The organism is Actinopolyspora biskrensis (assembly GCF_013408175.1).
Classification (GTDB): domain Bacteria; phylum Actinomycetota; class Actinomycetes; order Mycobacteriales; family Pseudonocardiaceae; genus Actinopolyspora; species Actinopolyspora biskrensis.
This window is the reverse complement of the sequence record NZ_JACBYW010000009.1, coordinates 1-24,308: the sequence shown is the minus strand read 5'-3', so window position 1 is coordinate 24,308 and position 24,308 is coordinate 1. Positions and strand designations below refer to the sequence as shown.

19 protein-coding genes are annotated in these 24,308 nt (G+C 70.0%); 10 read left to right on the top strand and 9 right to left on the bottom strand.

Annotation, left to right across the window (positions count from 1 at the left end):
• The first annotated feature begins 212 nt into the window (after positions 1 to 212).
• Both FHR84_RS19905 and FHR84_RS19900 read left to right on the top strand, forming a co-directional pair.
• Positions 213 to 1,595, top strand: coding sequence for a helix-turn-helix domain-containing protein (locus tag FHR84_RS19905; RefSeq protein WP_179537070.1), 1,383 nt, complete (start codon positions 213 to 215; stop codon positions 1,593 to 1,595).
• A gap of 75 nt (positions 1,596 to 1,670) precedes the next feature.
• The gene (locus tag FHR84_RS19900; RefSeq protein ID WP_179537069.1) at positions 1,671 to 2,582 is read left to right on the top strand and encodes a phosphotransferase enzyme family protein; all 912 of its coding nucleotides are present in this window, start codon (positions 1,671 to 1,673) and stop codon (positions 2,580 to 2,582) included.
• A 671-nt stretch (positions 2,583 to 3,253) separates the two neighbouring features.
• On the opposite strand, the gene FHR84_RS19895 is transcribed toward FHR84_RS19900, so the two are convergent.
• Positions 3,254 to 3,889 (bottom strand): DUF6474 family protein, encoded by a 636-nt coding sequence (locus tag FHR84_RS19895; RefSeq protein ID WP_179537068.1) that lies wholly within the window; start codon positions 3,887 to 3,889, stop codon positions 3,254 to 3,256.
• Between the two features lie 329 nt (positions 3,890 to 4,218).
• On the opposite strand from FHR84_RS19895, the gene FHR84_RS19890 reads away from it, so the two are divergent.
• Positions 4,219 to 5,892, top strand: coding sequence for a TM0106 family RecB-like putative nuclease (locus tag FHR84_RS19890; RefSeq protein WP_179537067.1), 1,674 nt, complete (start codon positions 4,219 to 4,221; stop codon positions 5,890 to 5,892).
• Positions 5,893 to 6,176: 284 nt separating this feature from the next.
• Here the strand turns inward: FHR84_RS19890 and FHR84_RS19885 are convergent, their stop codons facing one another.
• From FHR84_RS19885 to FHR84_RS19865, 5 genes are all read right to left on the bottom strand, one after another.
• On the bottom strand, positions 6,177 to 7,211 hold the full coding sequence (locus FHR84_RS19885; RefSeq protein WP_179537171.1) for an alcohol dehydrogenase catalytic domain-containing protein: 1,035 nt from the start codon (positions 7,209 to 7,211) through the stop codon (positions 6,177 to 6,179).
• Between the two features lie 242 nt (positions 7,212 to 7,453).
• Positions 7,454 to 8,716, bottom strand: coding sequence for a hypothetical protein (locus tag FHR84_RS19880; protein ID WP_179537066.1), 1,263 nt, complete (start codon positions 8,714 to 8,716; stop codon positions 7,454 to 7,456).
• Positions 8,717 to 9,156: 440 nt separating this feature from the next.
• Positions 9,157 to 9,915, bottom strand: a complete 759-nt coding sequence (locus FHR84_RS19875; protein ID WP_179537065.1) for an SDR family NAD(P)-dependent oxidoreductase — start codon at positions 9,913 to 9,915, stop codon at positions 9,157 to 9,159.
• Positions 9,916 to 10,079: 164 nt separating this feature from the next.
• Positions 10,080 to 11,042, bottom strand: a complete 963-nt coding sequence (locus FHR84_RS19870) for an aldo/keto reductase (RefSeq protein WP_179537064.1) — start codon at positions 11,040 to 11,042, stop codon at positions 10,080 to 10,082.
• A gap of 99 nt (positions 11,043 to 11,141) precedes the next feature.
• Positions 11,142 to 11,834 carry a pentapeptide repeat-containing protein gene (locus FHR84_RS19865; RefSeq protein ID WP_179537063.1) on the bottom strand — a complete coding sequence of 231 codons (693 nt, stop codon included), beginning with the start codon at positions 11,832 to 11,834 and terminating at the stop codon, positions 11,142 to 11,144.
• 44 nt (positions 11,835 to 11,878) lie between these two features.
• On the opposite strand from FHR84_RS19865, the gene FHR84_RS19860 reads away from it, so the two are divergent.
• From FHR84_RS19860 to FHR84_RS19850, 3 genes are all read left to right on the top strand, one after another.
• Positions 11,879 to 13,678 (top strand): gamma-glutamyltransferase family protein, encoded by a 1,800-nt coding sequence (locus FHR84_RS19860; RefSeq protein WP_179537062.1) that lies wholly within the window; start codon positions 11,879 to 11,881, stop codon positions 13,676 to 13,678.
• 541 nt (positions 13,679 to 14,219) lie between these two features.
• Entirely contained in the window at positions 14,220 to 15,368 is a 1,149-nt protein-coding gene (locus tag FHR84_RS19855; RefSeq protein WP_179537170.1) for an RtcB family protein, read from the top strand.
• A gap of 193 nt (positions 15,369 to 15,561) precedes the next feature.
• The gene (locus tag FHR84_RS19850; RefSeq protein WP_179537061.1) at positions 15,562 to 18,777 is read left to right on the top strand and encodes a glycosyltransferase; all 3,216 of its coding nucleotides are present in this window, start codon (positions 15,562 to 15,564) and stop codon (positions 18,775 to 18,777) included.
• Between the two features lie 72 nt (positions 18,778 to 18,849).
• Here FHR84_RS19850 and FHR84_RS19845 read toward each other — a convergent pair whose 3' ends face one another.
• The gene (locus FHR84_RS19845; protein ID WP_179537060.1) at positions 18,850 to 20,127 is read right to left on the bottom strand and encodes a hypothetical protein; all 1,278 of its coding nucleotides are present in this window, start codon (positions 20,125 to 20,127) and stop codon (positions 18,850 to 18,852) included.
• 184 nt (positions 20,128 to 20,311) lie between these two features.
• Here FHR84_RS19845 and FHR84_RS19840 point away from each other — a divergent pair, with 184 nt between their 5' ends.
• The gene (locus tag FHR84_RS19840) at positions 20,312 to 21,664 is read left to right on the top strand and encodes an acyltransferase family protein (protein WP_246300834.1); all 1,353 of its coding nucleotides are present in this window, start codon (positions 20,312 to 20,314) and stop codon (positions 21,662 to 21,664) included.
• A 53-nt stretch (positions 21,665 to 21,717) separates the two neighbouring features.
• Complete coding sequence (gene msrA, locus FHR84_RS19835; protein ID WP_179537059.1) at positions 21,718 to 22,374, top strand: peptide-methionine (S)-S-oxide reductase MsrA; 657 nt, start codon at positions 21,718 to 21,720, stop codon at positions 22,372 to 22,374.
• Positions 22,375 to 22,606: 232 nt separating this feature from the next.
• Here the strand turns inward: msrA and FHR84_RS19830 are convergent, their stop codons facing one another.
• A complete protein-coding gene (locus FHR84_RS19830; RefSeq protein WP_179537058.1) occupies positions 22,607 to 22,804 on the bottom strand; it encodes a DUF397 domain-containing protein in 198 nt (65 codons plus the stop codon).
• Positions 22,801 to 23,652 carry a helix-turn-helix domain-containing protein gene (locus tag FHR84_RS19825; protein WP_179537057.1) on the bottom strand — a complete coding sequence of 284 codons (852 nt, stop codon included), beginning with the start codon at positions 23,650 to 23,652 and terminating at the stop codon, positions 22,801 to 22,803. The genes FHR84_RS19830 and FHR84_RS19825 overlap by 4 nt, the downstream gene beginning before the upstream one ends.
• Positions 23,653 to 23,785: 133 nt before the next feature.
• On the opposite strand from FHR84_RS19825, the gene FHR84_RS19820 reads away from it, so the two are divergent.
• Both FHR84_RS19820 and FHR84_RS19815 read left to right on the top strand, forming a co-directional pair.
• Positions 23,786 to 23,992 (top strand): hypothetical protein, encoded by a 207-nt coding sequence (locus FHR84_RS19820; RefSeq protein ID WP_179537056.1) that lies wholly within the window; start codon positions 23,786 to 23,788, stop codon positions 23,990 to 23,992.
• Entirely contained in the window at positions 23,989 to 24,225 is a 237-nt protein-coding gene (locus FHR84_RS19815; RefSeq protein ID WP_179537055.1) for a hypothetical protein, read from the top strand. Before FHR84_RS19820 ends, FHR84_RS19815 begins: the two co-directional genes overlap by 4 nt.
• Positions 24,226 to 24,308 lie beyond the last annotated feature (83 nt).

The following is a 24,308-nucleotide window of genomic DNA, read 5'->3' as shown; positions in this document are numbered from 1 at the left end:
GTCCTCTCGGTGCTGCGTTGCTTGCTGATGACTAGATTGGAACGTGTGGCGGCCGGCTGGCTAGATGATGGGCGACGACCGGACGTACCGCGCGATGAGCGGTCAGCGGATGTTCGGCCCTGCCGATCACCGCTTCTTGTGGTTGCTTCACCGTCTTTTGCGCGGAGCCTTAATCTGCGACCGACGCCCGAGAAGCGTAGAGGGGTCTTCAAATGAACACCATCGGTTCGAGCGGTTCTCTCGTCGCACCAGAGGTCTGGGACGGACGGGAGATGCGGGAAGCTCTGGCCAGCCGGAACATCAGCGACATCTACAAGTTGCTGCGCAAGCACGGTGTTTCGCAGCGCCAGATCGCGGCCGCCACCGGACAGTCGCAATCCGAGGTTTCGGAGATCCTCAAGGGCAGGCAGGTCATCGCATACGACGTGCTGGCCCGAATCGCGGATGGTCTCGGCGTCCCGAGGGGGTATATGGGCCTCGCCTATGACGGGGCGACGGCAGTGAGAGTCGCCGATTCGGACAGCGGCGACTCCCCGGCTGAGGAGGACGAGACGGTGAAGCGTCGGAAGTTTCTGTCCCATGCCGCGGCGGTTGCTATGGGGGCTTCCGTCTTCGGCGCGGAGGAGAGTGGCTGGGCCGCTGCCAGTGCCCAGACCCCTGCGCCGTCGCGTATCGGCATGGCCGACGTTCAGCAGATTCAGGCGGCGACCAAAGCGTTGCGTGACCTGGACTATCGTTACGGTGGGGGGACTTGCCGTGACGCCGTCGTCGCCCAGTTGCACTGGGCGAAACAGCTGCTGCACGCCAGTTGCACGGACCAGGTTCAACAACGGTTGTTCACTTCGCTCGCCGACATGCACAGCCTGGCGGGATGGACGTCGTTCGACATGGGGCTGATGGACCCGGCCCGAAGTCATTTCGGCCAGGCGCTCCAGTTCGCCAAACAGGCCAACGACGACAGCCTGGTCGCGAACGTGCTGTACAGGATGGGGCGGGTCTACCTGCACTATCACCAGCCCAACGAGGCCTTGAAGCTGTTCCAGCTCGGACAGATAGCGGCCCAGGACTCCGGTTCCTCGCTCACGGTCGCGGTCATGTGCGCCAACGAGGGTTGGGCGTACGGGATGCTCAACCTCCCGGACCAGGTCTCGAAGATGCTGGGCAGGACCAGGGACGAGTTCGCGCGGGCCAGGCTGAACGAGGCTCCGGACTGGGTCCGGTTCTTCGACGAGAACGACCTGCACGCGGTAACGGGCTCGGTGCACGATGCGCTGGCCGAGTTCGATCCGGAGCGCTACGCGCCGATGGCCGTCGCCGAGACGATCAAGTGCAACGAGTCCTATGACGTGGACATGCAGCGCAGCCATGTTTTCGGGCTGGGCATGCAGGCCACGAACCACATAAGGGCCGGTGACGTCCAGGAGGGGATCAAGGTCGGCAGGCAGGCCCTCGAAATCGGGGCCCAGGTCAAGTCGGCCCGGGTGCCGGACCGGCTGCGACCGCTGCAGCTGGAAGCGGCCAAGCACACCACGAACTCGGACGCCCGCGACTTCTCCGAGCAGGTCCGCAAGTTCAGGGAGAGTCGTTCGATTTGATCGGCTCGTGCGGGAGTGCCCCGTGGGCGTCGGCGGCGCGCTTACCCCGGAAGACATAGCATGACATCGGCAAACATGACTTTTTCGCCGAATTCCGCACGGGAGTCCGACATCCCGCAGGAACTGGAATCCGCGCTGGCCGAGGTCTGCGCCGCCGCGGGGTTGGACCCCAGTGGGGCGCGACTGCTGCGCTTCGTCAACAACGGGGTGTTTCTGCTGCGCACGGCACCTGTGGTCGTGCGCATCGTGCTCACGTCCTCGTTGGCCTACCGGGCCGACAACGTGGTCGAGGCCGCGCGCTGGCTCGCCGAGCAGGGGGTGCCCTCCGTTCGGTTGCTCCCCGGCGTGCGGCAGCCCGTTCGGGCGGGCGAACACGTGGCGACGCTCTGGGAGGAGATCCCCGACTCCGGTGCCGAACCGACCGGCTACGACCTGGGCGGGCTGCTTCGATCGCTGCACTCCTCGGGGATTCCCCCCTCGGTCGGGGAGTGGCGTCCGGTCGCGGACGCCAGGAGGCGTCTCGCGGAGGGGGAGCACGAGCTCGACCGCGTGGACCGGGATTTCCTGAAGCGGCATTGCGACGCGGTCGAACAGCGTCTCGACGAGCTGGAGTTCGCCCTGCCCCGCAGCATCGCGCACGGGGACGCTCACCTGGGAAACGTCATCATGGGGCCGCAGGGGCCGGTGCTGTGCGATTTCGACTCGCTGTGCGCCGGTCCGCCGGAGTGGGACCTCACCCCCATGGCTGTGGGCTACCTGCGGCTCGGGCGCTCTCCCGAGGCCTACCGGCAGCTGGTGGCCGCGTACGGCTTCGACGTCGTCGCCTGGGAGGGGTTCCCGGTGCTGCGCGATCTGCGTGAGCTCAAGATCACGGTGAGCGTCCTGCCGAACCTGCGCAGCAACCCGTCGGTCGCGGGTGAGCTCCACAGGAGACTGCGTTCCATGCGGGAGCGCGACTTCACCGTGCGGTGGTCTCCGTACCGCTGATCCGGATGCGACCCCCCGGAGCCGGTTCCGGCGGGGTTCCCGCGGCGTTGCTGTGCCGTGCGGGGAGCACGGTCGCGGAACTCCGGGGCGGAACACGTCGGGCGGGGCACGCCTTCGGGGCGAGGGTCGGTTCCGGAGCGGATTTTCGCCGGTACGGCGCGTGATTCGAAATGTGATCGGCTGAGCCGAACTCGTGCTGCTCACCGACGCGAACAGACCGTTCAACGAGGCGGTCGGTTTTCCGCATCGTGAAACCACGTCCCGTTCGGAGGCGCGGACTTCGGCGCGGGCGAAGTCCGCGCCGGCGTGCTCGCTCCGCGCGGCGGGGCGAGCACGACCGCACCACTCGTGCCGGTGGGCCGCAGGGGCGAACCGGGCCGTGGGAATCAGTGGAGATCCCGAAGGCCACGGTCCCGGCACACTTCCCGCCGGTTCGATCGTTCGAGGGAGGGAAAACGTTACATCGACTTTCCGGTCGTTCCGGAGAGCGAGAAACAGGAGGCTCCGCCCGCGGCGGCGCACACCGCTGATGTTCTCCGGCCGAGCTGTTGACCGGCCCGGGGCTTTCCTCGGCGCTGCCTGCGCCGGAACACCACCCCGCCCGTCAACACCACTCCGCCCGTCGGCGCCGCCGGGCAACCACCCGCGACGGCCCGAACGGGAACTCCCACTCAAGTGCGTGCGCCGAAGCGCCGCAGCAGGTCGTCCTCGATGCGCCCCAGCTCCCCGTCCACCGCCCGGTGGGCAGCCCGTCTCCTGCCCGCGGGCATCCGCTCGGCGGCGCGCACCGCGCTGGACATCTCCCGGAGTCTGCGCTGAGCCGAGTCCACGAAGCGGGTCACGGACTCGTCCGCCTCGTCACCGCCCTGCCGCAGCTCCTCCAACGCGTTCGCGTCGCCGGCGATGCGGGCGTGCAGCGCGGCGCCGCGACCGGAGAAGCGGGAAACGTCCTCCACGGCGACCCCGAGCCTGCGCGCCCGGAAGCGTTCGTAGGCCTCCCGGGCGCCGGTGGCGGCCTGCGCGGCGTAGGGGACCAGTACCGGTCCGAGGATCTTGGCCACTCCCACGGCCTTCTTGGCGTTGCCGGGGGTGATGCGCCCGTGCTCGCCCTTCTTCACGGCCTTGGCCGCTCTCTTGTCCGCCTTGGCCGCTCTCTTGTCCGCCTTGGCCGCTCTCTTGTCCGCCTTCTTGTCCGCCCTGCGAGCCTTCCGCTCCGAACGACGCTGCTCCCCGGCGTCGTCCGTGACCTTGCCGGGCTTTTGGCGAGCCCGGGCCGACGCCCGTCGCGTTCGCTTGTGACCTGCCATTGCGGCGAACACCTCCGGCCCGGATGGGCGTACGGCTGCTGTGCCGATCAGTCTAGGCAGTACCTCCCACCGCTGCTACAGCGACACGACGGGACGAGCACTTTGTGTGCGGAGGAAATCGCGGGGTCCGGGACCCGCCCGGGTGTTGCGGGGGCGGGGAGAGGGCGGTGCGTCCTTCGTGCCCCGGGCGGCGAGGTGCTCTCCCCCGCACGTTGGTGGTGATAAAAGTCGCAGGTCACAGGGTTCCGTGCGGGGCGGGGGAAGTTGGTTGGCGTATCTCTCACCGGGGTGAGGGGCCCGCACGGGGGGTGAGGACATACCCTGCAGGCGTGGATTCAGAGGTGCTGCTGGACGGCGGTGTGGTGACACGCTGTCGCCGCCGCGTGCATCTCGACAACGACCCGAGCATGATCGACGCCGTGCAGGCTCCTCCCGACCCGGGAGTGGAGCAGCGCATCGCCGATGCCACCGAGTACCGCAGGCAGCTGGCGTGCCGGCTCGGTCGCACGCTCGGCTCCGAGTGGACGGAGATCCCCCGCGACGTGGGCGAGCGGGCCGGGGAGGAGGCCACTCTCGCGGCGATGCGGCAGGGGACGGCCTACATCTCCGGTGCCCGGCTTCCCAGGGACGGTCGGGGAGGCAGGCAGGGCGCCGTGGAACTGCTGGTACGCAGCGGTGCGGGCTACGTCCCGGTGCTCGTGGTGCGGCACAAGGTCGCGGATTCGGGCAAGGGGGCGCGCACCTCCCCGGTCGCCGAGCCCCGACCCGAGTCGGCCGGCTACGACCCGAAGCGCAAACCGCGGCCGCACTCGCGGGACCAGCTCAGGCTGGCCCACGCCGTGCGGCTGCTGCAGGCCTGCGGGATGCAGTCCGGTGGACGCTTACTGGGCGGGACGATCGGTTCCGACGGTGAGGTCGTGGTCTGGCACGACCTCGAGTCCCGCACCTGGTCCGGCGAGCGCAGCGTGCTGGAGGAGTACGACGAGCGGTTCGCGGACCGGCTGGCCGTGGCCGAGGCGGCCGCCACGGGCGGGCGGGCGCTGGCCCAGCCGACGCGAATCATGGAGTGCAAGGGCTGCCCCTGGTGGCCGGTGTGCGAGAGCCAGCTCCGCTCCGCGCACGACGTGAGTCTCGTGGTGCGCGGCGACGACGCGGTGCGGCTGCGCCGGGTGGGCGTTTCGAAGGTGGACGATCTGGCCGCGTTGAACGTCGAGGAGTTCGCGGACCCGCCGCTGCCCGCCAAACGCTTGAGCGAGGCCGTGCTGCTGGCGCGCGCGTGGCTGCGCGGGCTCTCCCTCGTACGCCGTGTCCCGCGGGTGGACATCTCCAGGGGAGATGTGGAAGTCGACGTGGACATGGAGAGCTACTCGGACTCGGGTGCCTACCTCTGGGGGGCACTGCTCTCCTATCCCGAGGAGGGGACCGCCGGGACGCGGGGCACGGCCGAGGTGCTGGGGACGGAGTCCGGCTATCGGGGATTCGTGACCTGGGACCCGCTGCCCTCGGACGACGAGGCGCGTTCGTTCGCCGAGTTCTGGGCCTGGTTCTCCGCGCTGCGCCGCGCCACGCACGAGCGCGGGCTCGTCTTCCGGGCCTACTGCTACAACGAGCTCGCCGAGAACCGTTGGATGTTGAGCTCGGCGGAGCGGTTCGCGGGTAAGCCGGGCGTTCCTCCCGTCGAGGAGGTGCGCGAGTTCGTGAACTCCGCGGACTGGGTGGACGTGTTCGCGGTGGTGCGGGACCAGTTCGTCTGCCCGAACGGCAAGGGGTTGAAGGTGATCGCGCCCAACGCGGGGTTCTCCTGGCGTGACTCCGAGGCGGGCGGGGAGAACTCGATGCGCTGGTACCGGGACGCGGTCGGCTTCGACGGCGGTGAGCCGGACCTCGTGCAGCGGGAACGGCTGTTGGAGTACAACGAGGACGACGTCCGGGCCACTCTGGCCATCCGGCGGTGGATGAGTTCGGAGGCGGTGCTGGAGGTCCCCTGCGTCGAGGACGTGTAGCGGCTTCTGACTGGGAGTCCTTGCAGGGTGATTTGCTCGGGTGGTGCCGTGGCGGAACCTCTCGCGGGCTCTCGCTGCGGGTGCCCCGACATCGGGTAGCGGCCTGCACGACGTCGGGGCCGTCCTCGCGAGACCCGAGACTGAGAACCCCCGGCGGTGCCGGTCGCTCGGGTGGTGAGAAGCGACTGGCGTCGCTTGCCCATCGAGCGAGCGCTCGCCCGATCCGCGCGGGCACTGCGAATGGGGGTTTCCCGCCGTCACGGGGAATCCGGAACCTCCGGGCCTCACGGCACGATCACGGCCCGTCCGGGGATCTCCCCCCGGTGGAACCGCTCGTAGACCCGCGGGGTCTCGTCCAGCGGGAACGAGTCCACGTGCACCCGGACCGAGCCGTTCCTGGCCAGTTCCAGCAGTTCCACCAGCTCGCCCCTGGTCCCCCAGTAGGGAGCGGAGACCGAGGCCTCGAAGGGCAGCGTGCCGAAACCGACCGGGACCGTGCCCTCGCCGACTCCCACGATCGTGAGGTCGCCCTCGGTGGTGACGCAGCGGGCCGCGGTGCGGGTGGTGGCCGTGCTGCCGACGAAGTCGAACACCGCCTCCGCTCCCCGCCCGTCGGTGAGCTCGGCCGTCTCGTTCGGCGCGGAGTCGTCGGAACGAATCGCGCGGTGCGCACCGACCCGCCGGGCCAGCTCCATCTTCTGGTCGTTGATGTCCATGGCCACGACCTGAGCGGGGGTCAGCGTCCGCAGCAGCTGGATGCCCACGTGACCGAGACCGCCCGCCCCGATCACCACGGCGGTGCTGCCGGGGACCAGTTTCGGAAGCGACTTCTTGATCGCGTGGTAAGGGGTCAGGCCGGCGTCGGTCAGCGGGGCCGCCTCCACCGGATCGAGCTCGCCCAGCGGGACCAGGTGGCGCTCGTCGTCCACCAGCAGGTACTCGGCCATCGCGCCGGGGGCGCCCAGCCCGGGCGGGTGGATGCCCATCCGGCCCGCGTAGCGGCAGTAGTTCTCCTCGCCGTAGGAGCACGTGCGGCACAGCCCGCAGCCCCACGGCCCGTACACCGCGACCCGCTCGCCCTCGGAGTACCTGTGCCGGCCGGGGCCGAACGCGCTGATGGTGCCGGCTCCCTCGTGACCCAGCGTCAACGGCAACCGGTACGGGAACTCCTCCTCGGGCCAGTCCATCACGGCCAGGTCCGAGTGGCACATCCCCGCTGCGTCCACTTTGAGCAGTACCTGTCCCGGTCCGGGCTCGGGAACGTCCACATCGACCACTTCCGGGCTGCCGCCCACCCGGCGGTACTGCACGGCCTTCATCGTTCGCGTCATCGCCCACCTCGCACGCTCTCGGGGTCGGAGAGCATCCTGCAACAGGAACGGGCGGGCCGCAGTGCTCGTGCCCGGCGGGGAACCGCCCGTGCGGAGGCGGCCGCCCCGCCCCGCCGGGGCGGGGCGGGGACGGTGGTGGCGTCTGCTCGGTGTCCGGCGAAACGGTCGGCCTCGATCACGGCCACGAACGTCGACCACCGGACGCCGGGTAGGGCAGGGGGCCGGGTGGGTCAGGGGGTCTCGACGATGACGATGGCTCCGTGCTCGCCGGGAGCGCCCTTGGTTCCGGCGGTGCCGGGTGAGCCGGATCGTCCGTTGTCGCCCTGACGGTCGGAGGAGCACCCGCGCTGGGAGAAGCTCTCGTTGCCGCCACCGCCGTTGCCGCCGCGGCCACCGTCGCCACCAGCGCCACCGTTACCGCCGTCGCCACCAGCGCCATAGCTGTAGGTAGTGGACCCGATGGTGTGACTGATCGCGGCTCCGCCGTGACCGCCCTGGCCGCCGCGGCCCCCGCTGCCCGCGGCACTGCCGGGGGCGTGAGTGAGCCCGTTGGTATCGCAGGCGGCTTCTCCCCGAGCCCCGTCGCTGGTGATCGTGCCCCGCGTGCCCGCGGTTCCGGTGGCACCGGGATTGCCTTTCTGCTGCTGGACCGTGGTCGTTTCCAGTCCGTAGCAGTTCGAGGGGGAGGACGAGTCTTGGTCGGAAGTGCCCTGGCCGCCCTGGCCGCCGGGCCCGCCCGGCTGACCGGCTTGCCCACCGCCTTCCGCGCCGGTGCCTCCGGCGCCCCTGCTGCTGAAGGAGCTGCCGCTGGTACCTCCCCCGCCGGGTGCGCCACCGTGACCCCATTCACCGGGGTTGTCGCTGTTGTGCCCACTGGAAGCGTTGGCGTAGAGGAATCCCTGACCGGACTTCGTGGGCAGGAAGGTGATGTAGGTGTCACGCTGGGTGCCGACGCTGCCGTAGGCCCCCTTGCCGTCCCCTCCCCGGGAACCGCTGGTACCGCTGCCACCCAGGGTGGCACCACCCCTGCCCGCCGAGCCGGCGGGATTCGGGTTACTGGTCCTGCCGCCCGGGGATCCCGTGGAGACGAAGTACTTGGCGGTCCTGGGGGTCTTGGGAGTCACTGTGAAGGTGCACACGGTGAACGCCCCGGAACCGCCGCCGCTGCCGCCGGCACCGCCGCCGCCACCTTGGCCGCCCGCGCCACCGCCACCACCGGTGCTGCCGAGGAGGTTGCCATTGCCGCCTCCTCCGCCACCGCCGCCGGAACCGCCGGCGGCGCCACCGGCGCCACCGCCACCACTGCCCCACACGTACATGGTGACGGTGTCGGTGTCCGGTGCCAGCTTGAACTTGCCGCTACCAGGCTTGTCGAGCACCGTCGCCTTCGGCGCGGCCTCGGACGATTGAGCCTGCGCGACCGGAACGGTGAACGTGGCCGGAACCAGCACAGCGGTCCCTACCGCGGCCAGTGCGGCTCGACTGTGACGCACGCTATGTCTCTCCTCATCCTCGTTGTCTCGATATCTCGGTTCGGGAGGACCGATCGAGATCACTTCATGTCGCAACACGGCGAACAAGATCGAACACAGCGAGTAGTCGCACACTCCACAGGGGACCAGAACGAGCGATGACGGGTCCCGCCGCATCACACTCCCCGGACTTCGTTCTCCGGCGGCGCCCAGCGACCGTATTGCGACACCCCGCGAATCCGCCAGGACGCTGCCGCGGTGGTGGCGGGACAACCACGGGAAGTCCTCCGGCGAGAGGTCGTTCGGATCGAGCGTTCACCGACGCTTTCCCGCCGCGTCGGAGATCGACGTGGTGCTTCGGTGCCGGGACACCGAAGCTTCCACCTGAGCGATCGGCACCGTCGCGGGAGGTCTTCCGCCACCCGTACCGCTACGCGAACCGAGCCGACCAAGTCCAGACGTTACTTGGGGGCCATCCGCAGCGCCCCGTCCATCCGGATGACCTCGCCGTTCAGGTAGTCGTGCTCGATGATGTCCAGGGCGAGCCGCGCGTAGTCGTCCGGGGTGCCGAGACGCTTGGGGAACGGTACGCCCGCGGCCAGCCCCTCCCGGATCTCCTCGCCGACCGTGGCCAGCATCGGGGTGTCCACGATTCCGGGGGCGATCGTCATCACCCGGATGCCGGAGGAGGCCAGGTCCCGCGCGGCCGGGAGGGTGAGGCTGGCGACGCCCCCCTTGGACGCCGCGTAGGCGGCCTGCCCGATCTGGCCGTCGTAGGCCGCGATCGAGGCGGTGTTGACGACGACCCCGCGCTGGCCCTGCTCGTCGGCCGGGGTCTTGCCGATGGCCTCGGCGGCCAGGCGCAGCATGTTGAACGTTCCGACCAGGTTGACCTCGACGACCTTGCGGAACGCGTCCAGGTCGTGCGGTCCCTTGCGGCCGGCTATCCGCGCGGAGGGACCGATGCCGGCGCAGTTCACGACCACGCGCAGCGGCACGTCCGCTGAGCCGGCCCGGTCCACGGCCGCCCGCACCTGTTCGGCGTCGGTGACGTCGGCGGACGTGTAGGTGACTCCTTCGACCTCGGGGGCCGCCGCTACGGCGTCCGGCAGGTCCACGGCGAACACGCGCGCGCCTTTCGAGGCGAGGGTGCGTGCGGTGGCGGCTCCCAGCCCGGAAGCTCCGCCGGTGACGATCGCGGCTGTCTCCGTGGGCAGCATGTGACCTCCTCGTGCTCGTTGCGAACCAACGCGAAGCCTACTGTCCGTTCGGTTGGTTCGGGAGAGTTCCGCGGGAGCGGATTCACGGGACGGTGCGGCTTCGCGTGCTGTCGCCGTGTTCGCGCCCGGTTTCGAGGCGGTCGCGGGAGGGGCGGTGCGCTCGATCAGGTCAGCGCGGGTGGGCTGATCGAGTCGAGCTCGTCGAGGTCCTCCCCGGTCGGGGACCACTGTCCGGCCACGGCGTTGGACTCGACCTGTTCCGGCGAGGTGGCCCCACTGATCACCGAACCCACGGTGGGCTGGGCCGCCAGCCACCCGAGAGCCGTCGCGATCATGGAGATGCCGCGCTGCTCGGCGAAGGCGCGGAGACGCTCTATCCGTTCCCACGGCGCGTCGGCCAGCAGCCGTTGTCTGCCGGAGAGCCTGCTGCCCTCCGGTGGTTCCTGCCCCTGGTGGTACTTGCCGGTCAGCAGCCCGTTCGCCAGCGGGAAGTACGGGATCAGGCCGACCCCGAACTTCTCGCAGGCCGGCACGACCTCGCGTTCCGCCTCGCGTTCCAGCAGCGAGTAGTGGGTCTGCGCCGAGATCGGCCCGACGAGCCCCGCGCTGGAGGCGCTCCAGGCCGCGTCGACGGTCTGCCACCCGGCCAGGTTGCAGTGCCCGACGTAGCGGATCTTGCCCTCCCGCACGAGGTCGTCCAGTACGGACAGTGTTTCGCCGAGCGGGGTGAACGGGTCGGGGCGGTGTAACTGGTACAGGTCGATCCACTCGGTGTCGAGCCTGCGCAGTGAGGCCTCCACCGCCCGTCGCACGTAGCGGCGCGAGCCCCGGGCGGCGAAGTCGGGGCCGTTGGACCCCTGCATGTCCATGCCGAACTTCGTCGCGATCACGGCGTGCTCGCGACGTCCGTTGAGCGCCTGGCCGAGCAGCTCCTCGCTGCGTCCGCGCGGGGCGCCGTACACATCGGCCACGTCGAAGAACGTGATCCCCGATTCCAGTGCGCGGTCCACCACGGCCTGCGCCCCTCGGGGCGACTCGGTCGCCGTCCCCGGTCTGCCCAGGTTGTTGCAACCGAGTCCGACGGCGCTGACCACGAGACCGGACTTCCCCAGACGTCGCTGTTCCACGCCGACCGAGCGTAGTCGGCCGCGCTGCGTCCCGTCACGGCTCCGGACGCGTTACCCCCGGACGTGGGAGAGGGCAGTGGAGGTGACCGCGGGAGGCGATCAGCGCCGGTCCCCGACCGCTATGCCCGAGGCCGCGAACAGCGCCGTGGACACGTCCACCAGCTGGTCCGGTGCGATCGTCGCGCCGCGCAGATCGCCCGCCCCCTTGATGTCGTGCAGCCGGGAACCGTGCAGCCGGAGACCGCGCGAGTCGGCTCCGGAGAAGTCGGCCCCGGACAGGTCGCTGTCGTGGATACCGGTCCGTTTCAGCGCCGCCTCGTGGAAGTCGGCCCGCCCGAGCTCGCTGTCCAGGAACTCCAGCCGGTCCCCCGCGATCATGCGCGGATTGGCGGTGTCGAGTTTGCACCGGAGGAACAGCACGTCCTCCATGCGCGTGCCGGCCAGGACCGTGCCGCTCATGCGGCACTCGCGGAACTCCACCCTCCGCAGCCCGCTGTTCTCGAGGACCACACCGGACAGATCGCAGTTGGCGAAGACGACGTCCACGCACCGCAGTCTCCGGAAACGCCGACCGGTGAGCCTGCCGCTGCTCCACCGGCTCGCGGTCAGCCCGACATCGGCCACCACCCGCTCGTCCTCCGGGTCAGGTGGGGGCCCGGTGAGCAGGGCTCCGTCCAGTTCGGTGTCCCCGGTGACGAGTTCCCCTCCGGGGTCGAGGTGTTCCGGCAACTTCGCCCGCCGCCGCGCGTTCTTCCCCGTGCTCCCGGTGGCGTCGCTGCGCTGGGTGGGCATGGCGGCAGCGTAGTCGAGAGGACCGACACCCTAACCTGAGGTGGATGGTCACCACTCGCCCCGAACTGGCCGGCACGCACGGGATGGTCGCCTCGACCCACTGGCTCGCCTCCTCGGCGGGCATGGCGGTCCTGGAGGAAGGGGGCAACGCCTTCGACGCGGCCGCGGCGGCCGGTTTCGTCCTGCAGGTGGTCGAACCCCACCTGAACGGCCCGGCGGGGGAACTGCCCGCCCTCTTCGCGGCGGCGGGGCGGCGTCCCCGCGCCCTGTCCGGACAGGGCCCCGCCCCCGAGGGGGCCACCGTCGAACGGTTCGCCGGCGAGCTCGGACTGGGCCTGGTCCCCGGCACCGGACTGCTGCCGGCCACGGTCCCGGGCGCCTGGGACGGCTGGCTGCTGTTGCTGCGCGACCACGGGACCATGGAGCTCGACCGGGTGCTGCGCTTCGCCATCGGCTACGCCGCGGACGGCTTCCCCGTGGTGGAGCGGTTGGCGAACACCATAGCCACCGTCGGCGAGCTGTTCACCGCGCACTGGCCGTCCTCCGCCCGGCTGTGGATGCCTTCGGGCCGGGCGCCGCGCACCGGATCGGTACTGCGCAACCCCCGGCTGGCCCGCACCTGGCAGCGGCTGGTCGCGGAGGGCGAGCGCGCCGGAGGGGACCGCGAGGCGCGCATCGACGCGGCCCGCCGGGCCTGGTCGCAGGGGTTCGTGGCCGAGGCGGTGGACCGTTTCGCGCGCACGCCCGTTCGCGACAGCACGGGGCGAGAGCACGCCGGGGTGCTGACCGGTGAGGACATGGCCCGCTTCAGCGCGCACTACGAGGAGCCCGCCTCGGTGGAGCTGCCGGGCGGCTGGAGCCTGTCGAAGTTCGGTCCCTGGTGCCAGGGGCCGGTGCTGCTCCAGCAGTTGCGGATGCTCGAGGGGATGCCCGTCGAGTACCGGGAGGGTGTGGCCGAGCCGGACACCGTGCACAACGCCGTGGAGGCGGCGAAGCTGGCTTTCGCCGACCGCGAGGCCCACTACGGCGACTCCGCACGCGAGGGGGTGCTGCCGGAGCTGCTGTCGGACGAGTACTCGGCCGCCCGGCGCGCGCTGATCGGCGGGACCGCCTCCGGACGGCTGCGCCCGGGGCGGCCGGGCGGCTTCGAGCCCTGGCTGCCGGACTACGTGGCCCACGGCAGGGGGGCCGCGCTGCCACCCGATCCGAGCGGGGTCGGTCTGGGGGAGCCCACGGTCTCGCGCAGCGGGGAGAGCCGCGGGGACACCGTGCACGTGGACGTGGTGGACCGCTGGGGGAACATGATCTCGGCGACTCCCTCGGGCGGCTGGTTGCAGTCCTGCCCGACGATCGAGGAGCTGGGCTTCTGCCTCGGCAGCAGGGGGCAGATGTTCTGGCTGGAGGAGGGGTTGCCCAACTCGCTGGCCCCGGGCAAGCGGCCGCGGAGCACGCTGAGCCCCTCGCTGGCCTCGCGCGGGGGCGAGCCGGTGCTGGCCTTCGGGACTCCGGGCGGGGATCAGCAGGACCAGTGGCAGCTGTGCTTCTGGCTGGCCCACGTCCACGGCGGGCTCGACCTCCAGGCGGCCATCGACGCGCCTGCCTGGCACACCACGGCTTTTCCCGCCTCCTTCTATCCGCGTGGTTGGCAGCCGCGCCGGGTGATGGCCGAGTCGCGACTCGGCGCCGAGCGGCTGGACGAGCTGCGCCGGCGCGGTCACGAGGTGGTCGACGCCGGGGAGTGGGCGCTGGGCAGGTTGTCCGCCGTGGCGCGGGACCCCGGGACCGGGCTGCTGCACGGCGCGGCCAACGCCAGGGGCGCGCAGGGTTACGCGGTGGGGCGGTAGCCCTGAAGAGTGCACGGATCGGCTTGCTTGGGTGCTTCCGTGGCGGAACCTCTCGCGGGCTCTCGCCGCGGGATCCCCGACATCGGGTAGCGGCTACGCAACGTCGGGGTCGTCCTGGCGAGAGCACCACGGGAGACCCCGCGGCGGCGCCGGTGGGCAATGTGGTGCTTCGGCGCCGCGGGCGCCGAAGCACCACACCAGCCATCACTACGACAGGAAAACATCAGTGAGTCGTCGCCGGCAGCGGTGCGGTCCTGGAAGTGCCCGCGAATTCGCGGGCCCGCGCCGCGGCGGAGAAATCGTTCGACGGGTCGAGCGCCACGGCAGTACGGTCGCCTCCACATTCCTCCGGGTTTTCCGGATCCGGAACGGCTCCGGGACATTGCCCGCGCAGGGGTGTTCCGGCGGACGGGTGAGCGTTTTCGCCGTTCTCGCCGCGGGAATCCGTTTCGTCCGCGGGATTTTTTCGGACAGCGTTCTCGAGGAGTCAGTCGTGGCACACTATCCGGTCGCCCTGTCCGGTGCGGAGGCTTCCACGCTCATGTGGGCCCCGGAGGACGAGATCGAACCGGCCGCGCTGGAGCAGCTGCGCAACATCTCCGCGCTGCCCTGGGTGCACGGGGTGCGGGTCATGCCCGATGTCCACCTGGGCAAGGGCGCCACCGTCGGTTCCGTCATCGCCATGCCCCACGCGGTCTCGCCCGCCGCGGTCGGGGTGGACATCGGCTGCGGAATGGCCGGGGTGCGGACCACGCTGCGTTCCGCGGACCTGCCGGGTGACCTGCGCGGGATCCGCAGCCGCGTCGAGCGGGCCGTTCCGGTCGGGTTCAACGCGCACGAGGAGCCCGTGGACCCGGCCCGCGTGGAAGTGCCCACCGGGAGGTGGCGGCAGCTCTGGGAGGACTTCGACGAGCTGTACGCCGGAGTGCACGACCGCAGGACCAAGGCGGGGTGCCAGCTCGGCACGCTCGGCGGTGGCAACCACTTCATCGAGCTCTGCCTGGACGACGAGGACGCCGTCTGGATCATGCTGCACAGCGGGTCGCGCAACATCGGCAAGGAACTGGCCGAGCGGCACATGGCCAGGGCGCGGGAGCTTCCGCACAACCGCGACCTGCCCGACCGCGACCTGGGCGTGTTCATCTCCGGAACTCCCCAGATGGCCGCCTACCAGCACGACCTCTTCTGGGCGCAGGAGTACGCGAGGCTGAACCGCTGGATCATGCTGGGACTGGTGAAGAACACGCTGCGCGACTCCTTCCGGGGCAGGAGGATCGGTTTCGAGGAGCCGATCTCCTGCCACCACAACTACGTCTCCGAGGAGACGATCGACGGTCGGACGATGCTGGTCACCAGGAAGGGGGCCATCCGCGCGGGAAGCGGGGACCCGGGGCTCGTGCCGGGGTCCATGGGGACCGGTTCCTACGTGGTGCGCGGGCTCGGTTCGGAGGAGTCCTTCTTCTCGGCCGCTCACGGGGCCGGCCGCAGGATGAGCAGGAACAGGGCCAGGAAGACCTTCGGTTCGCAGGACCTGCGCAGCCAGACCCGGGGTGTCGAGTGCCGCAAGGACACCGGGGTGCTCGACGAGATACCGGGTGCGTACAAGGACATCGACGCGGTCATCGAGGCGCAGTCCGCGCTCGTGGAGGTGCGGGCCCGGCTGCGTCAGATCGTCTGCGTCAAGGGGTGAGGCGGGGCCGCGGAGCTCGTGCGTGCTCGAGAACAGCTCATGTGGATAACTCGCAGTTATAGGCAAAATTGGGCTCCCCTCGCGGGGGCGGCCCACCCCGGTTTGGGCAGAATTGACGGTCCCGTGCCCGCGGGGGCACCGGTGCGGGGCAGAATCGTGGTGGGCCGGTGCTCGGCGACTCGAAGGGGGCAGCATGGCTGAGGACAGTGCTCGGGTGACGCGACACCCGGGACGGCTGATCGAGTGGACCGGTGAACGGTGCGTCCCGTGGGCCGACGACGCGCAGGTCGTCTACGAGCACTACCACCGCTACGCGATCGCCGCGCGGTTGGCCCGTGGCAAGCGGGTGCTCGACCTGGCCAGCGGTGAGGGGTTCGGCGCGGCCCTGCTGGCCGAACAGGCCTCCGAAGTGGTCGGCGTCGACATCGACGAGGAGACCGTGCAGCACGCGACGCTCAACTACGAGTCGTCGAACCTCTCCTTCCGGACCGGGTCCATGACCGACGCGGAACTGCTGGCCGAGGCCAAGCCGTTCGACCTGATCGTGTGCTTCGAGGCGATCGAGCACGTCTCCGACCACGACGCGGTGCTGCGCCTGATGCGCGCGCGTTTGACGCAGGGCGGAATCGTGCTGGTCAGCACGCCGGACACCGCCGTTTACCACGAGGAGCACGGCAACGAGAACCCCTTCCACGTCAGGGAGCTGGCGGCTCCGCAGTTCGAGGAGCTGCTCGAGGACTCCTTCCGGCACTCCGCGATGCTCAAGCAGAACGTCGCGGTCGGTTCGCTGGTCACCCCCTCCGAGCCGGGGGATCCGGACATCGCGGCCGACGGGGTCCGGCTGCAGACGCTGCGGCAGCGGGAGTCCGGTGCCTGGCAGGTGCGGCAGGGGGTGGATCACACCTACCTGCTGGGGATCGCCTCGGATCGGCAGCTTCCCCAGTTGCCCGCGGCGGCCGTGCTGCTCGACGCCGACCTCAGACTGGCCCGTGATCGGGACACCGGTCTGGACGAGGTGATCGAACAGCGCGACGCCGCGGTGGCCGATGTGGCCAGGCTGAACGAGCTCTGCCGCGAGAACCGCGCGGAGGCGGCCGAGCTCAAGAACAAGATCGCCGAGCTGGAGTCGAGCCGCGTTTCCGCGGAGAGCCGGGGCGACGAGGCGGAGCGGGAACGCGACCGGCTGCTGGGCGAGCTGCACGAAGCAGAGCTGGAACGTCAGCGGGAGTCGGCCAGGATCGAGTGGTTGCGGGAAACCGTGACCTCCCTGGAGTCCGAACTGGACTCGGTGCGGCGGCGGGCCGCCGAGCTGGAGGAGCAGAACTCGGCGCTCGTGCAGCGCGCGGTCACCAGATACCGGCGCGCGGTCGAGCGGGTCGCCCCGCGCGGCACCACGCGCCGGGATGTCTACGAACTCGCCATGGGCAGGGGTGCTTCGGCCGCGCGGGAGGAGGAGCCCGGCGATCCGGTCGCGGTTCCGCACAGCGACGAGCCGGTCGTCAGCGTCGTGATCCCGGTGCACGGCAAGTGGAACTACACCAGGAGGTGTCTGCTCAGCATCGCCGGGCACCGGGCCTGCGTCCCGTTCGAGGTGATCGTCGTGGACGACGCCTCCCCGGACGACAGCGCCGAGCACCTCGCGCGGTGCCCCGGTGTCCGACTGGTGCGCGCCGAGCGCAACCTCGGTTTCGTGGGGGCCTGCAACCTGGGGGCCGAACACGCCAGGGGGAGACAGCTGCTCTTCCTCAACAACGACACCGAGGTGACGGGGTCGTGGCTGGACGAACTGCTGGACACGCTCGAGTCCGACGAGGGGATCGGCCTGGTGGGGGCCAAGCTGCTCTACCCGGACGGGCGGCTGCAGGAGTGCGGCAGCGTCGTCTGGTCGGACGGCAGCGGCTGGAACCTCGGGCGGCTGGGTGATCCCGCCGCCGCCGAGCACAACGTGGCGCGCGATGTGGACTACTGCTCGGGGGCCGCGATCCTCGTGCGGGGTGAGCTGTTCGAGTCGTTGGGCGGTTTCGACACGCGGTACTGCCCCGCCTACTACGAGGACACCGACCTCGCGTTCGCGGTGCGGGACGCGGGCTACCGCACGCTCGTGCAGCCCAGGGCCGAGGTGGTGCACCACGAGGGGGTGTCCAACGGCACGGACGTGGGCTCCGGGCTGAAGAGGCACCAGGAGCTGAACCGGCGGGTCTTCGTGGAGAAGTGGTCGGAGACGCTGCACTCCCGGCACCTGCCCGAGTCGAGCACCCGCAACCTGTGGCTGGCGCGCCAGCGGGGGACGTACGGGCATTTCGGCCCGCTGGTGCTGGTCAAGGACCACCAGGTCCCCCGGCCGAACTACGACTCCGGTTCGGTGCGGATGTGGCGGCTGCTGGAACAGCTCGCCTCCCTCGGGGCGCGGGTGGTGTTCCTCCCGAACAACCACGCGGCGCTGGAGCCCTACACCACCGATCTGCAGCGCCGGGGCATCACGGTGCTGGCCGACGAGCGGTTGCAGCAGGCCTTCCTCGACGAGGCCGGTTCGGAGATCACCCTGGCGTTGCTGTCCCGGCCGCAGGTGGCGTGGAGCGTGCTGGAGCAACTCCGGCTGAACGCTCCGCAGGCCGTGATCGCCTACGACACCGTGGACATGCACTTTCTGCGGTTGCAGCGGCAGGCGGAACTGGCCGAGTCCGAAGCGGAGCACGAGCGGGGCAGCGCGCTGCGGCGCAAGGCCTTCGCCTCGCGGCAGATGGAACTCGGCCTGGTGCGCAGCTGCGATGTCACCTTCGTCGTCTCGGAGACGGAGCAGCGGCTGTTGAGCGAGACGGTCGAGGACGCCGACGTGCGTGTGCTGTCCAACGTGCACGATGTTCGCGGGAGCGTCGAGGGGCCGGAATCCAGGCGTGACGTGCTGTTCGTCGGCGGTTTCGACCACCCGCCCAACATCGACGCCGCTCGCTGGGCGGCTGAGGTGATCATGCCGCTGGTCCGCGAGCGCTGCCCCGGGGCCCGGCTGCACATCGTCGGGAGCAACCCGACCGAGGAGATCACCCGGCTGCAGGGGGACGGGGTGGAGGTCCACGGCTGGGTCGACGACCTGTCCGCCGTCTACGACGCGGCCAGGGTGAGCCTCGCCCCGCTGCGGTTCGGAGCGGGCGTCAAGGGCAAGGTGGGCGAGAGCCTCGCGGTGGGAGTGCCCGTGGTCGCCACGGAACTGGCCATGGAGGGCATCCGGCTGAAGCCGACGCGGGACGTGCTGGTGGCCGACGACGCGCCCGGCCTGGCCGAGGGGGTCGTGCGGCTGCTCACCGACGACGCGGAATGGCGCCGGTTGTCCGAGGCGGGACGTTCCGGGGTGCAGGCCCAGTTCGGCCCCGAGGTCGCCCTCGCGGAGCTGGAGCACCTGGTGAACAGCTGACTCCGCGGATCCGGCCGGAGACCGTCCCGCCCCGAACCGGTGGCGGGACGGTCCACCGCTGGACCTCCCGGGTCACTCGCGCACGGTCGGCGGTGTCTTCGCCAGCTGCTTGCTCAGCAGGTCCTCGAACAGCGAACGCGCCTCGCCTGCCGGCTTGTCGCCGGCCCTGACCTCGACCACGACCATCCAGTCGTGGCTGGTGTAGGCGGCGCGCAGGATGTCGCCCGAGGAGTGGACGGGCACGCCCTGGTAGGACAGGTCGTCGAGGACGGTGAGGGCTTCCTGCTGGTCCCGGTACTTCCGGGTGAGTTCCTCGGCCGTGGCCTCGTCCGGCATCCGCACCGCGATCAGGCTCGTGCCGAGCGGGTTCTGCGTCCCGTTGAACCAGCCGTCGGAGACGCCGTTGGCCAGCGCGAAATCGCGTACCGGCGGGAACAGCACCCCGGACTTCGCGCCTTCCAGCGCGGGCGGCTTCACGGGTTCGTTGTTGAAGGGGTGCTCCTTGCCTCCCGGCGGGGGGATGAGCACGTTGTCGGCGTTCTGCGGAGCGGGTTTGGCCTCGGGGGGTTCCGGAAGCGGCGGTTCGGTGGAGGTCGGGGTCTGCGTGGTGCTCGACGTCTCCGGGCCCGCGGCCCTTTGCTGCGATCCGTCCTCCCCGGACAGGAAGAAGAACACTCCGGCCACGATCACGCCGACCAGCAGCGCGCCGCCGACCGCGAAGCCGGCGATCTTGCCCTTGCCCGATTTGCCCGCTGTTTCGAAGACCTCGGGGCCCTGCCGCATCCAGCTGGTGTCCCCGGGCTCCGGAGGCAGGTCCGAGTTGCCCCACGGGGTGCCCGGAGAGTCCGCGGCGGGCCACTGCTGTCCCCAGGCCGCCTGTTCAGCCCCGGTCTGCTGCGGGAACTGGCCGGAGCCCGGCCAGCCTCCCGGCGGGACGGGGGGTTGCTGGCCCTGCTGGGGAAACCCCGGCTGGCCCTGCTGGGGCGCCGCGCCCGGGGGCTGGTTGACGTTGACGACCTGGGTGCTGTCCCCACCGGTCTGCTGCGGGGGTTGCTGAACGCCCTGGGGCCCGGAATGTCCCTGGTCACCGTACTGTTGCCAGCTGAAGGCAGGTGGGAACGGGTTCTGCTGCTGCCCGAAACCACCCGACTGCGGGTCGGCCGCGCCGTGCTGCTGCGGCCACGCGGGCTGTTGAGCCGGGAATCCCCCGGAAGGGGAGCCCGACTGCCCTGCCTGCTCCGCGTGGGCACGGCCGAGCACGGAGTCGCGCCGTTGTCGGTACTCGTCGGCGGATATGCGTCCAGCCGCGAGTTCCGCGTCCAGTTGCTGCAGCTCGTCTTCCCAGGTCACCGCTTGAGCCCTTTCCGGATTCCCGGCCGCACCCCAATGCGACCACCCCTCATTTTCGCATTTCTCCCCGCTGCGCGGGCCCACTACCCGGATAACGATCCGTCGAACTGTAGGGAGCGGCCCCGCCCGCTCCACGATCGGAGTTAGGCTACGTCGCGCTGTTGTCGACTGGTCGAGTTGTCGGATGAGGTCACAGGGGATGGGCGACCGCGCGCCACGCGTCGATCACGCGCATCCCGAGCACTTCGCGAACCCGAACCACGGTTTCGCCTGGATCCGGATGATCGGCGCGGTCCTGGTGATCTACGGGCACAGCTACCCCCTGGTCAGTGGGAACGATCTCTTTCCTCCAGAATGGCCCGTGCAACCGGATGACGGCGTGCTCATGGGATTCTTCGCCATGAGCGGTTTCCAGATCACCGAGAGCTGGATGCGCGACCCGCACCCGGCGCGGTTCGCCGTCAAGCGAGTGCTGCGGCTGTGGCCTCCCATGCTGACCGTATCGTTGATCTCCGCCCTGCTGATCGGGCCGTTGGTCACGAGCCTGGTCCCGGGGGAGTACTTCACCGCGCACGGGACCTGGGCCTACGTGGTCAACAACACCGGGCTCGTGACCCTGGAACACCGGCTTCCCGGGGTTTTCGAGGAGAACCCCTGGGAAGGGGCGGTCAACGGGTCGCTCTGGACGCTGCCGATGGAGCTGCTCGCCTACGCGGGGCTGTTCGTGCTGCTGCTGCTCGGGGCGGGGCTGCGCCGGAGCCGCTGGCTCGCCGTGGTGGCCCTGGTGGTGGTGGCCGTCGTCGACCGCAGGCTGGAGCAGGACCCGGGGGCCAACAGCGCGGGTTCACTGCTCAGCGTTCCGGTGGAACCGCTGATCGCCTTCCTCGTGGCCTTCGCGCTCGGGGTGGTGCTGAACCTGTACCGGATCCCGCTCTCGCCGCTGGCCTCCCTGGCGGGACTGGCCGCCCTGGCCGCGATGCCCATGAACACGGCGACCTCGTTCTGGATGACCCTCGCGGTCAGCTACTCCGTCGTCGTCGCCGGTCACTTCTGGCCCGCGCGGCTGCGGGTCCCCAATCTCTGGGTCAACGGCAGCTACGGCGTCTACGTGTGGGGCTTTCCCATTCAGCAGCTGCTCGTGTTCGCCGGGCTGCGCGACCAGTGGCTCTTGATGCTGTGCGCCGTACCGCTCGCCTACGCGATGGGAACCCTGTCGTGGCGGTTCGTCGAGGAACCGACCATGAATCTGCGCCACTACATCGTCCCCGACCGGTCCTCCCGAGCCGGGCGTTCCGGCGCGGAGCGGCTGGCCGCTCCGGCGCGGGAGCGGGAGTCGGTTGCGCGGTCTTCCGCGGGGGCACATCGCCGGGAGGGGGGCGAACCGGCGGCCTCCGCGGCGACCGGCGCTTCCGTGGACGACCGCCCCACCGAGCCGGTGGGGACCACACCGCTGGTTCCGGTCGAGGGGGACGCGGAGCGGACCACTCCCCTGCGGCCGCGCGTCCCGGAAGGTGATCAGCGGCCCACGGGAGACTGACGGGTGGCCCGTCTTCCGGCCTTCCGGGGCGGGGTGCGGCGTAGTCTGGGGACATGGCGCTGTTCGGCAACAAGACTCGAATGATCGAACCGGCTGAGGCCCTCCCCGGGCGTTCCACCCCCCTGGACGTGCCGGAGCGGCACGTCGTCCACCCGGAGCGGAGCATCGTCGGCCCCTTCCCCGAGGGAACCGAGCGCGCGGTGCTCGGGATGGGCTGCTTCTGGGGAGCCGAGCGAACCTTCTGGCGGACCGAAGGAGTGTGGATCACCGCCGTGGGCTACGCGGGCGGTTACACCCCCAACCCGACCTACGAGGAGGTGTGCACCGGGACGACCGGGCACGCCGAGGTCGTGCTGGTGGTGTTCGACCCCGCGGTCATCGACTACGCGGGCGTGCTCAAGGTGTTCTGGGAGAACCACGACCCGACCCAGGGGATGCGCCAGGGCAACGACGTCGGTTCGCAGTACCGCTCCGCGATCCTGGTCGAGAACGAGCGGCAGCGCGAGGTGGCCGAGGCGAGCCGGGACGGTTTCCAGCGGGCGCTGACCTATGCCGGGCACGGCACGATCACCACCGAGATCTCCCGGCTCGGTGAGTTCTACTACGCGGAGGGTTACCACCAGCAGTACCTCTCCGAGAGCAAGAACCCCAACGGCTACTGCGGGATCAGCGGGACCGGAGTCTCCTGCCCCACCGGACTCGCGGTGTGACGGGAGCCGCGAGCGGTGGTGGGCCGCGCTCGTGGATGAGGCTGCACGCGGGCACCGCCGGGCGGACGCGGTGACCGTTCGGGCGTGACCCGTGGCGAGGCCACCGTGACCAGCGAACCGAACGATGACGTGCCCCGGACGTCCGGGTGCCAATCGTGGAAGCGCAGGTACTCCGCGGAACGAAAACGGCGCCCCCGGGAGGGTCCCCGGGGGCGCCGTTCGTGTGCCTGGCTCACTCGAAGCGGTCGGTCTTCACCGCGTCGAGGAACGCTTGCCACTGCTGCCGGTCGGCGGTGAAGTAGCCGAGGCCGCGGTCCTTGGTGTCGCGCACCGCCGCGCCGTCGCCGATGCGGCCGACCTCGACGCAGTTGGTTTCCTGGCTGCTGTAGCTGCTCTTACGCCACGCGCTCGCCTTGTGCGATAGAGTCACGTTGTCTCCAATCGTTCGGTTGCGTCGGCGATGAGTTCTCTCGTCTCCTGTGCGCTCATCGCCAACCGATCGATATCTTCTCGTGCCTCGATGAACGCTGAAACGTCCCCCTCATCACGCAAAAAAGCGCTTGACCTGTGGTGCTCTAGATGCACCACCGGGGATGCGCGTTCGAACTCCAACAGCATAAACGGTCCCGCGTGTGCGGGTGTCCAACCGAGTCGTTGCGGTATGACGCGCACCTCGATGTTGTCCCGCTGTCCCATCTCGATGAGGTGCCACAGCTGTTCGTTCATCACCTCGTTGTCACCAACGGGCTGGTGCAGCACCGATTCCAAAATGAACGCCGTGTAGTTGACCGGTGCTCGACGTCGAGTGATGACGTCTCGACGACCGAGGCGAAGCGTTACGCGCTCGTCTACGTTCGGAACGCCCGTGCCCATGATCGCCTGTGCGTAGTCGCCGGTTTGCAGCAATCCGGGCATGAGCAGCGGTGATACGTCGGTGATCGTGGTAGCGGTGCGCTCGAACTCCAAGAGTGCGGTCAACTGGTCGCCCTCGCCTGTAGCACCAACCGAGACCGAGTTGACTGGTTCCGCTGCCGCTTCTCGTGTGAGGTCGAGTAGCCGCTCTCTTTGGTGACTGGGCAGTTCCAATACCGCGCACAGAGCCGAGACCGATTCGGTGGATGGCACTCGCCCACCGCGCTCCCAACGGACAACGACCGAGTGCGACACGTCGAGTTGCGTAGCCATCTTCCGGAGCGTGAATCCTGCTTGTTGGCGGGCTTTTCGCAGTTCAGATCCGAGAATGTAGGCGCGTGGTGCAAGGTTCGTGGTCCCGGTCATGCACCACACCGTAAATCAGAGCGCGACTCGTAGAGATCGCCTGAATGGGCGATTGTTCCCGTGGTATCGGTACCGTCACAGTGGTCTCACACCACGCAGAGACCACTACTTCGAGTAAGCGGGAGTCTACGACATGACGACGAGACGCAGATCACTGGAAGGCCCCGGCGAGCTGGTGCCGTGCGACTCCGAGGGCGGGGCGGTGTCACTCCGGGTGTCGCAGGTGGACGGACAGATTCGGATCACCACGCCGACGATCTGGAACCGCACCACGTGGACGGTCGAGCAGGCGCGACAGTTGCGGGACGTGCTCGACGAGGCGCTCAGGGGGCAGGCATGAGCAACCACGGCCCGCACTCGCGCTTGTCGTACCTGATGATCCGCGGCGAAGAGCTACTCGGCGACGCCGCCCGTGACGTCGGGTGTCGGCGCGCTACGCCCCAGCAGTGCCGCGACGTGGCCGAGTCGCTCGAACAGCTCGCGGGAGCTCTGCGGGAGCACGCCGCGACGTTGCCGGTGGGTGAGCTCGACGCGTCCGAGTCGACCGTGATCGAGGGGGCTGTCGATGACTAGCCCGCCGCCGGAGGCGCCCGTGCGGGCGGACGCGGCGCTGACGGAGATCATGCCCGCGATCGGGCGAGGCAGGCGGTCGCACT

Excerpts from the sequence above, each read along its gene's own strand:
- FHR84_RS19885 (WP_179537171.1), bottom strand. The coding sequence starts at position 7,211 with ATGAAGGCCGTGCAGTACCGCCGGGTGGGCGGCAGCCCGGAAGTGGTC.
- FHR84_RS19815 (WP_179537055.1), top strand. The coding sequence starts at position 23,989 with ATGAGCAACCACGGCCCGCACTCGCGCTTGTCGTACCTGATGATCCGC.
- FHR84_RS19895 (WP_179537068.1), bottom strand. The coding sequence starts at position 3,889 with ATGGCAGGTCACAAGCGAACGCGACGGGCGTCGGCCCGGGCTCGCCAA.
- FHR84_RS19840 (WP_246300834.1), top strand. The coding sequence starts at position 20,312 with ATGAGGTCACAGGGGATGGGCGACCGCGCGCCACGCGTCGATCACGCG.
- FHR84_RS19850 (WP_179537061.1), top strand. The coding sequence starts at position 15,562 with ATGGCTGAGGACAGTGCTCGGGTGACGCGACACCCGGGACGGCTGATC.
- FHR84_RS19905 (WP_179537070.1), top strand. The coding sequence starts at position 213 with ATGAACACCATCGGTTCGAGCGGTTCTCTCGTCGCACCAGAGGTCTGG.
- FHR84_RS19860 (WP_179537062.1), top strand. The coding sequence starts at position 11,879 with ATGGTCACCACTCGCCCCGAACTGGCCGGCACGCACGGGATGGTCGCC.
- FHR84_RS19855 (WP_179537170.1), top strand. The coding sequence starts at position 14,220 with ATGTGGGCCCCGGAGGACGAGATCGAACCGGCCGCGCTGGAGCAGCTG.
- FHR84_RS19875 (WP_179537065.1), bottom strand. The coding sequence starts at position 9,915 with ATGCTGCCCACGGAGACAGCCGCGATCGTCACCGGCGGAGCTTCCGGG.
- FHR84_RS19820 (WP_179537056.1), top strand. The coding sequence starts at position 23,786 with ATGACGACGAGACGCAGATCACTGGAAGGCCCCGGCGAGCTGGTGCCG.
- FHR84_RS19900 (WP_179537069.1), top strand. The coding sequence starts at position 1,671 with ATGACTTTTTCGCCGAATTCCGCACGGGAGTCCGACATCCCGCAGGAA.
- FHR84_RS19825 (WP_179537057.1), bottom strand. The coding sequence starts at position 23,652 with ATGACCGGGACCACGAACCTTGCACCACGCGCCTACATTCTCGGATCT.
- msrA (WP_179537059.1), top strand. The coding sequence starts at position 21,718 with ATGGCGCTGTTCGGCAACAAGACTCGAATGATCGAACCGGCTGAGGCC.
- FHR84_RS19865 (WP_179537063.1), bottom strand. The coding sequence starts at position 11,834 with ATGCCCACCCAGCGCAGCGACGCCACCGGGAGCACGGGGAAGAACGCG.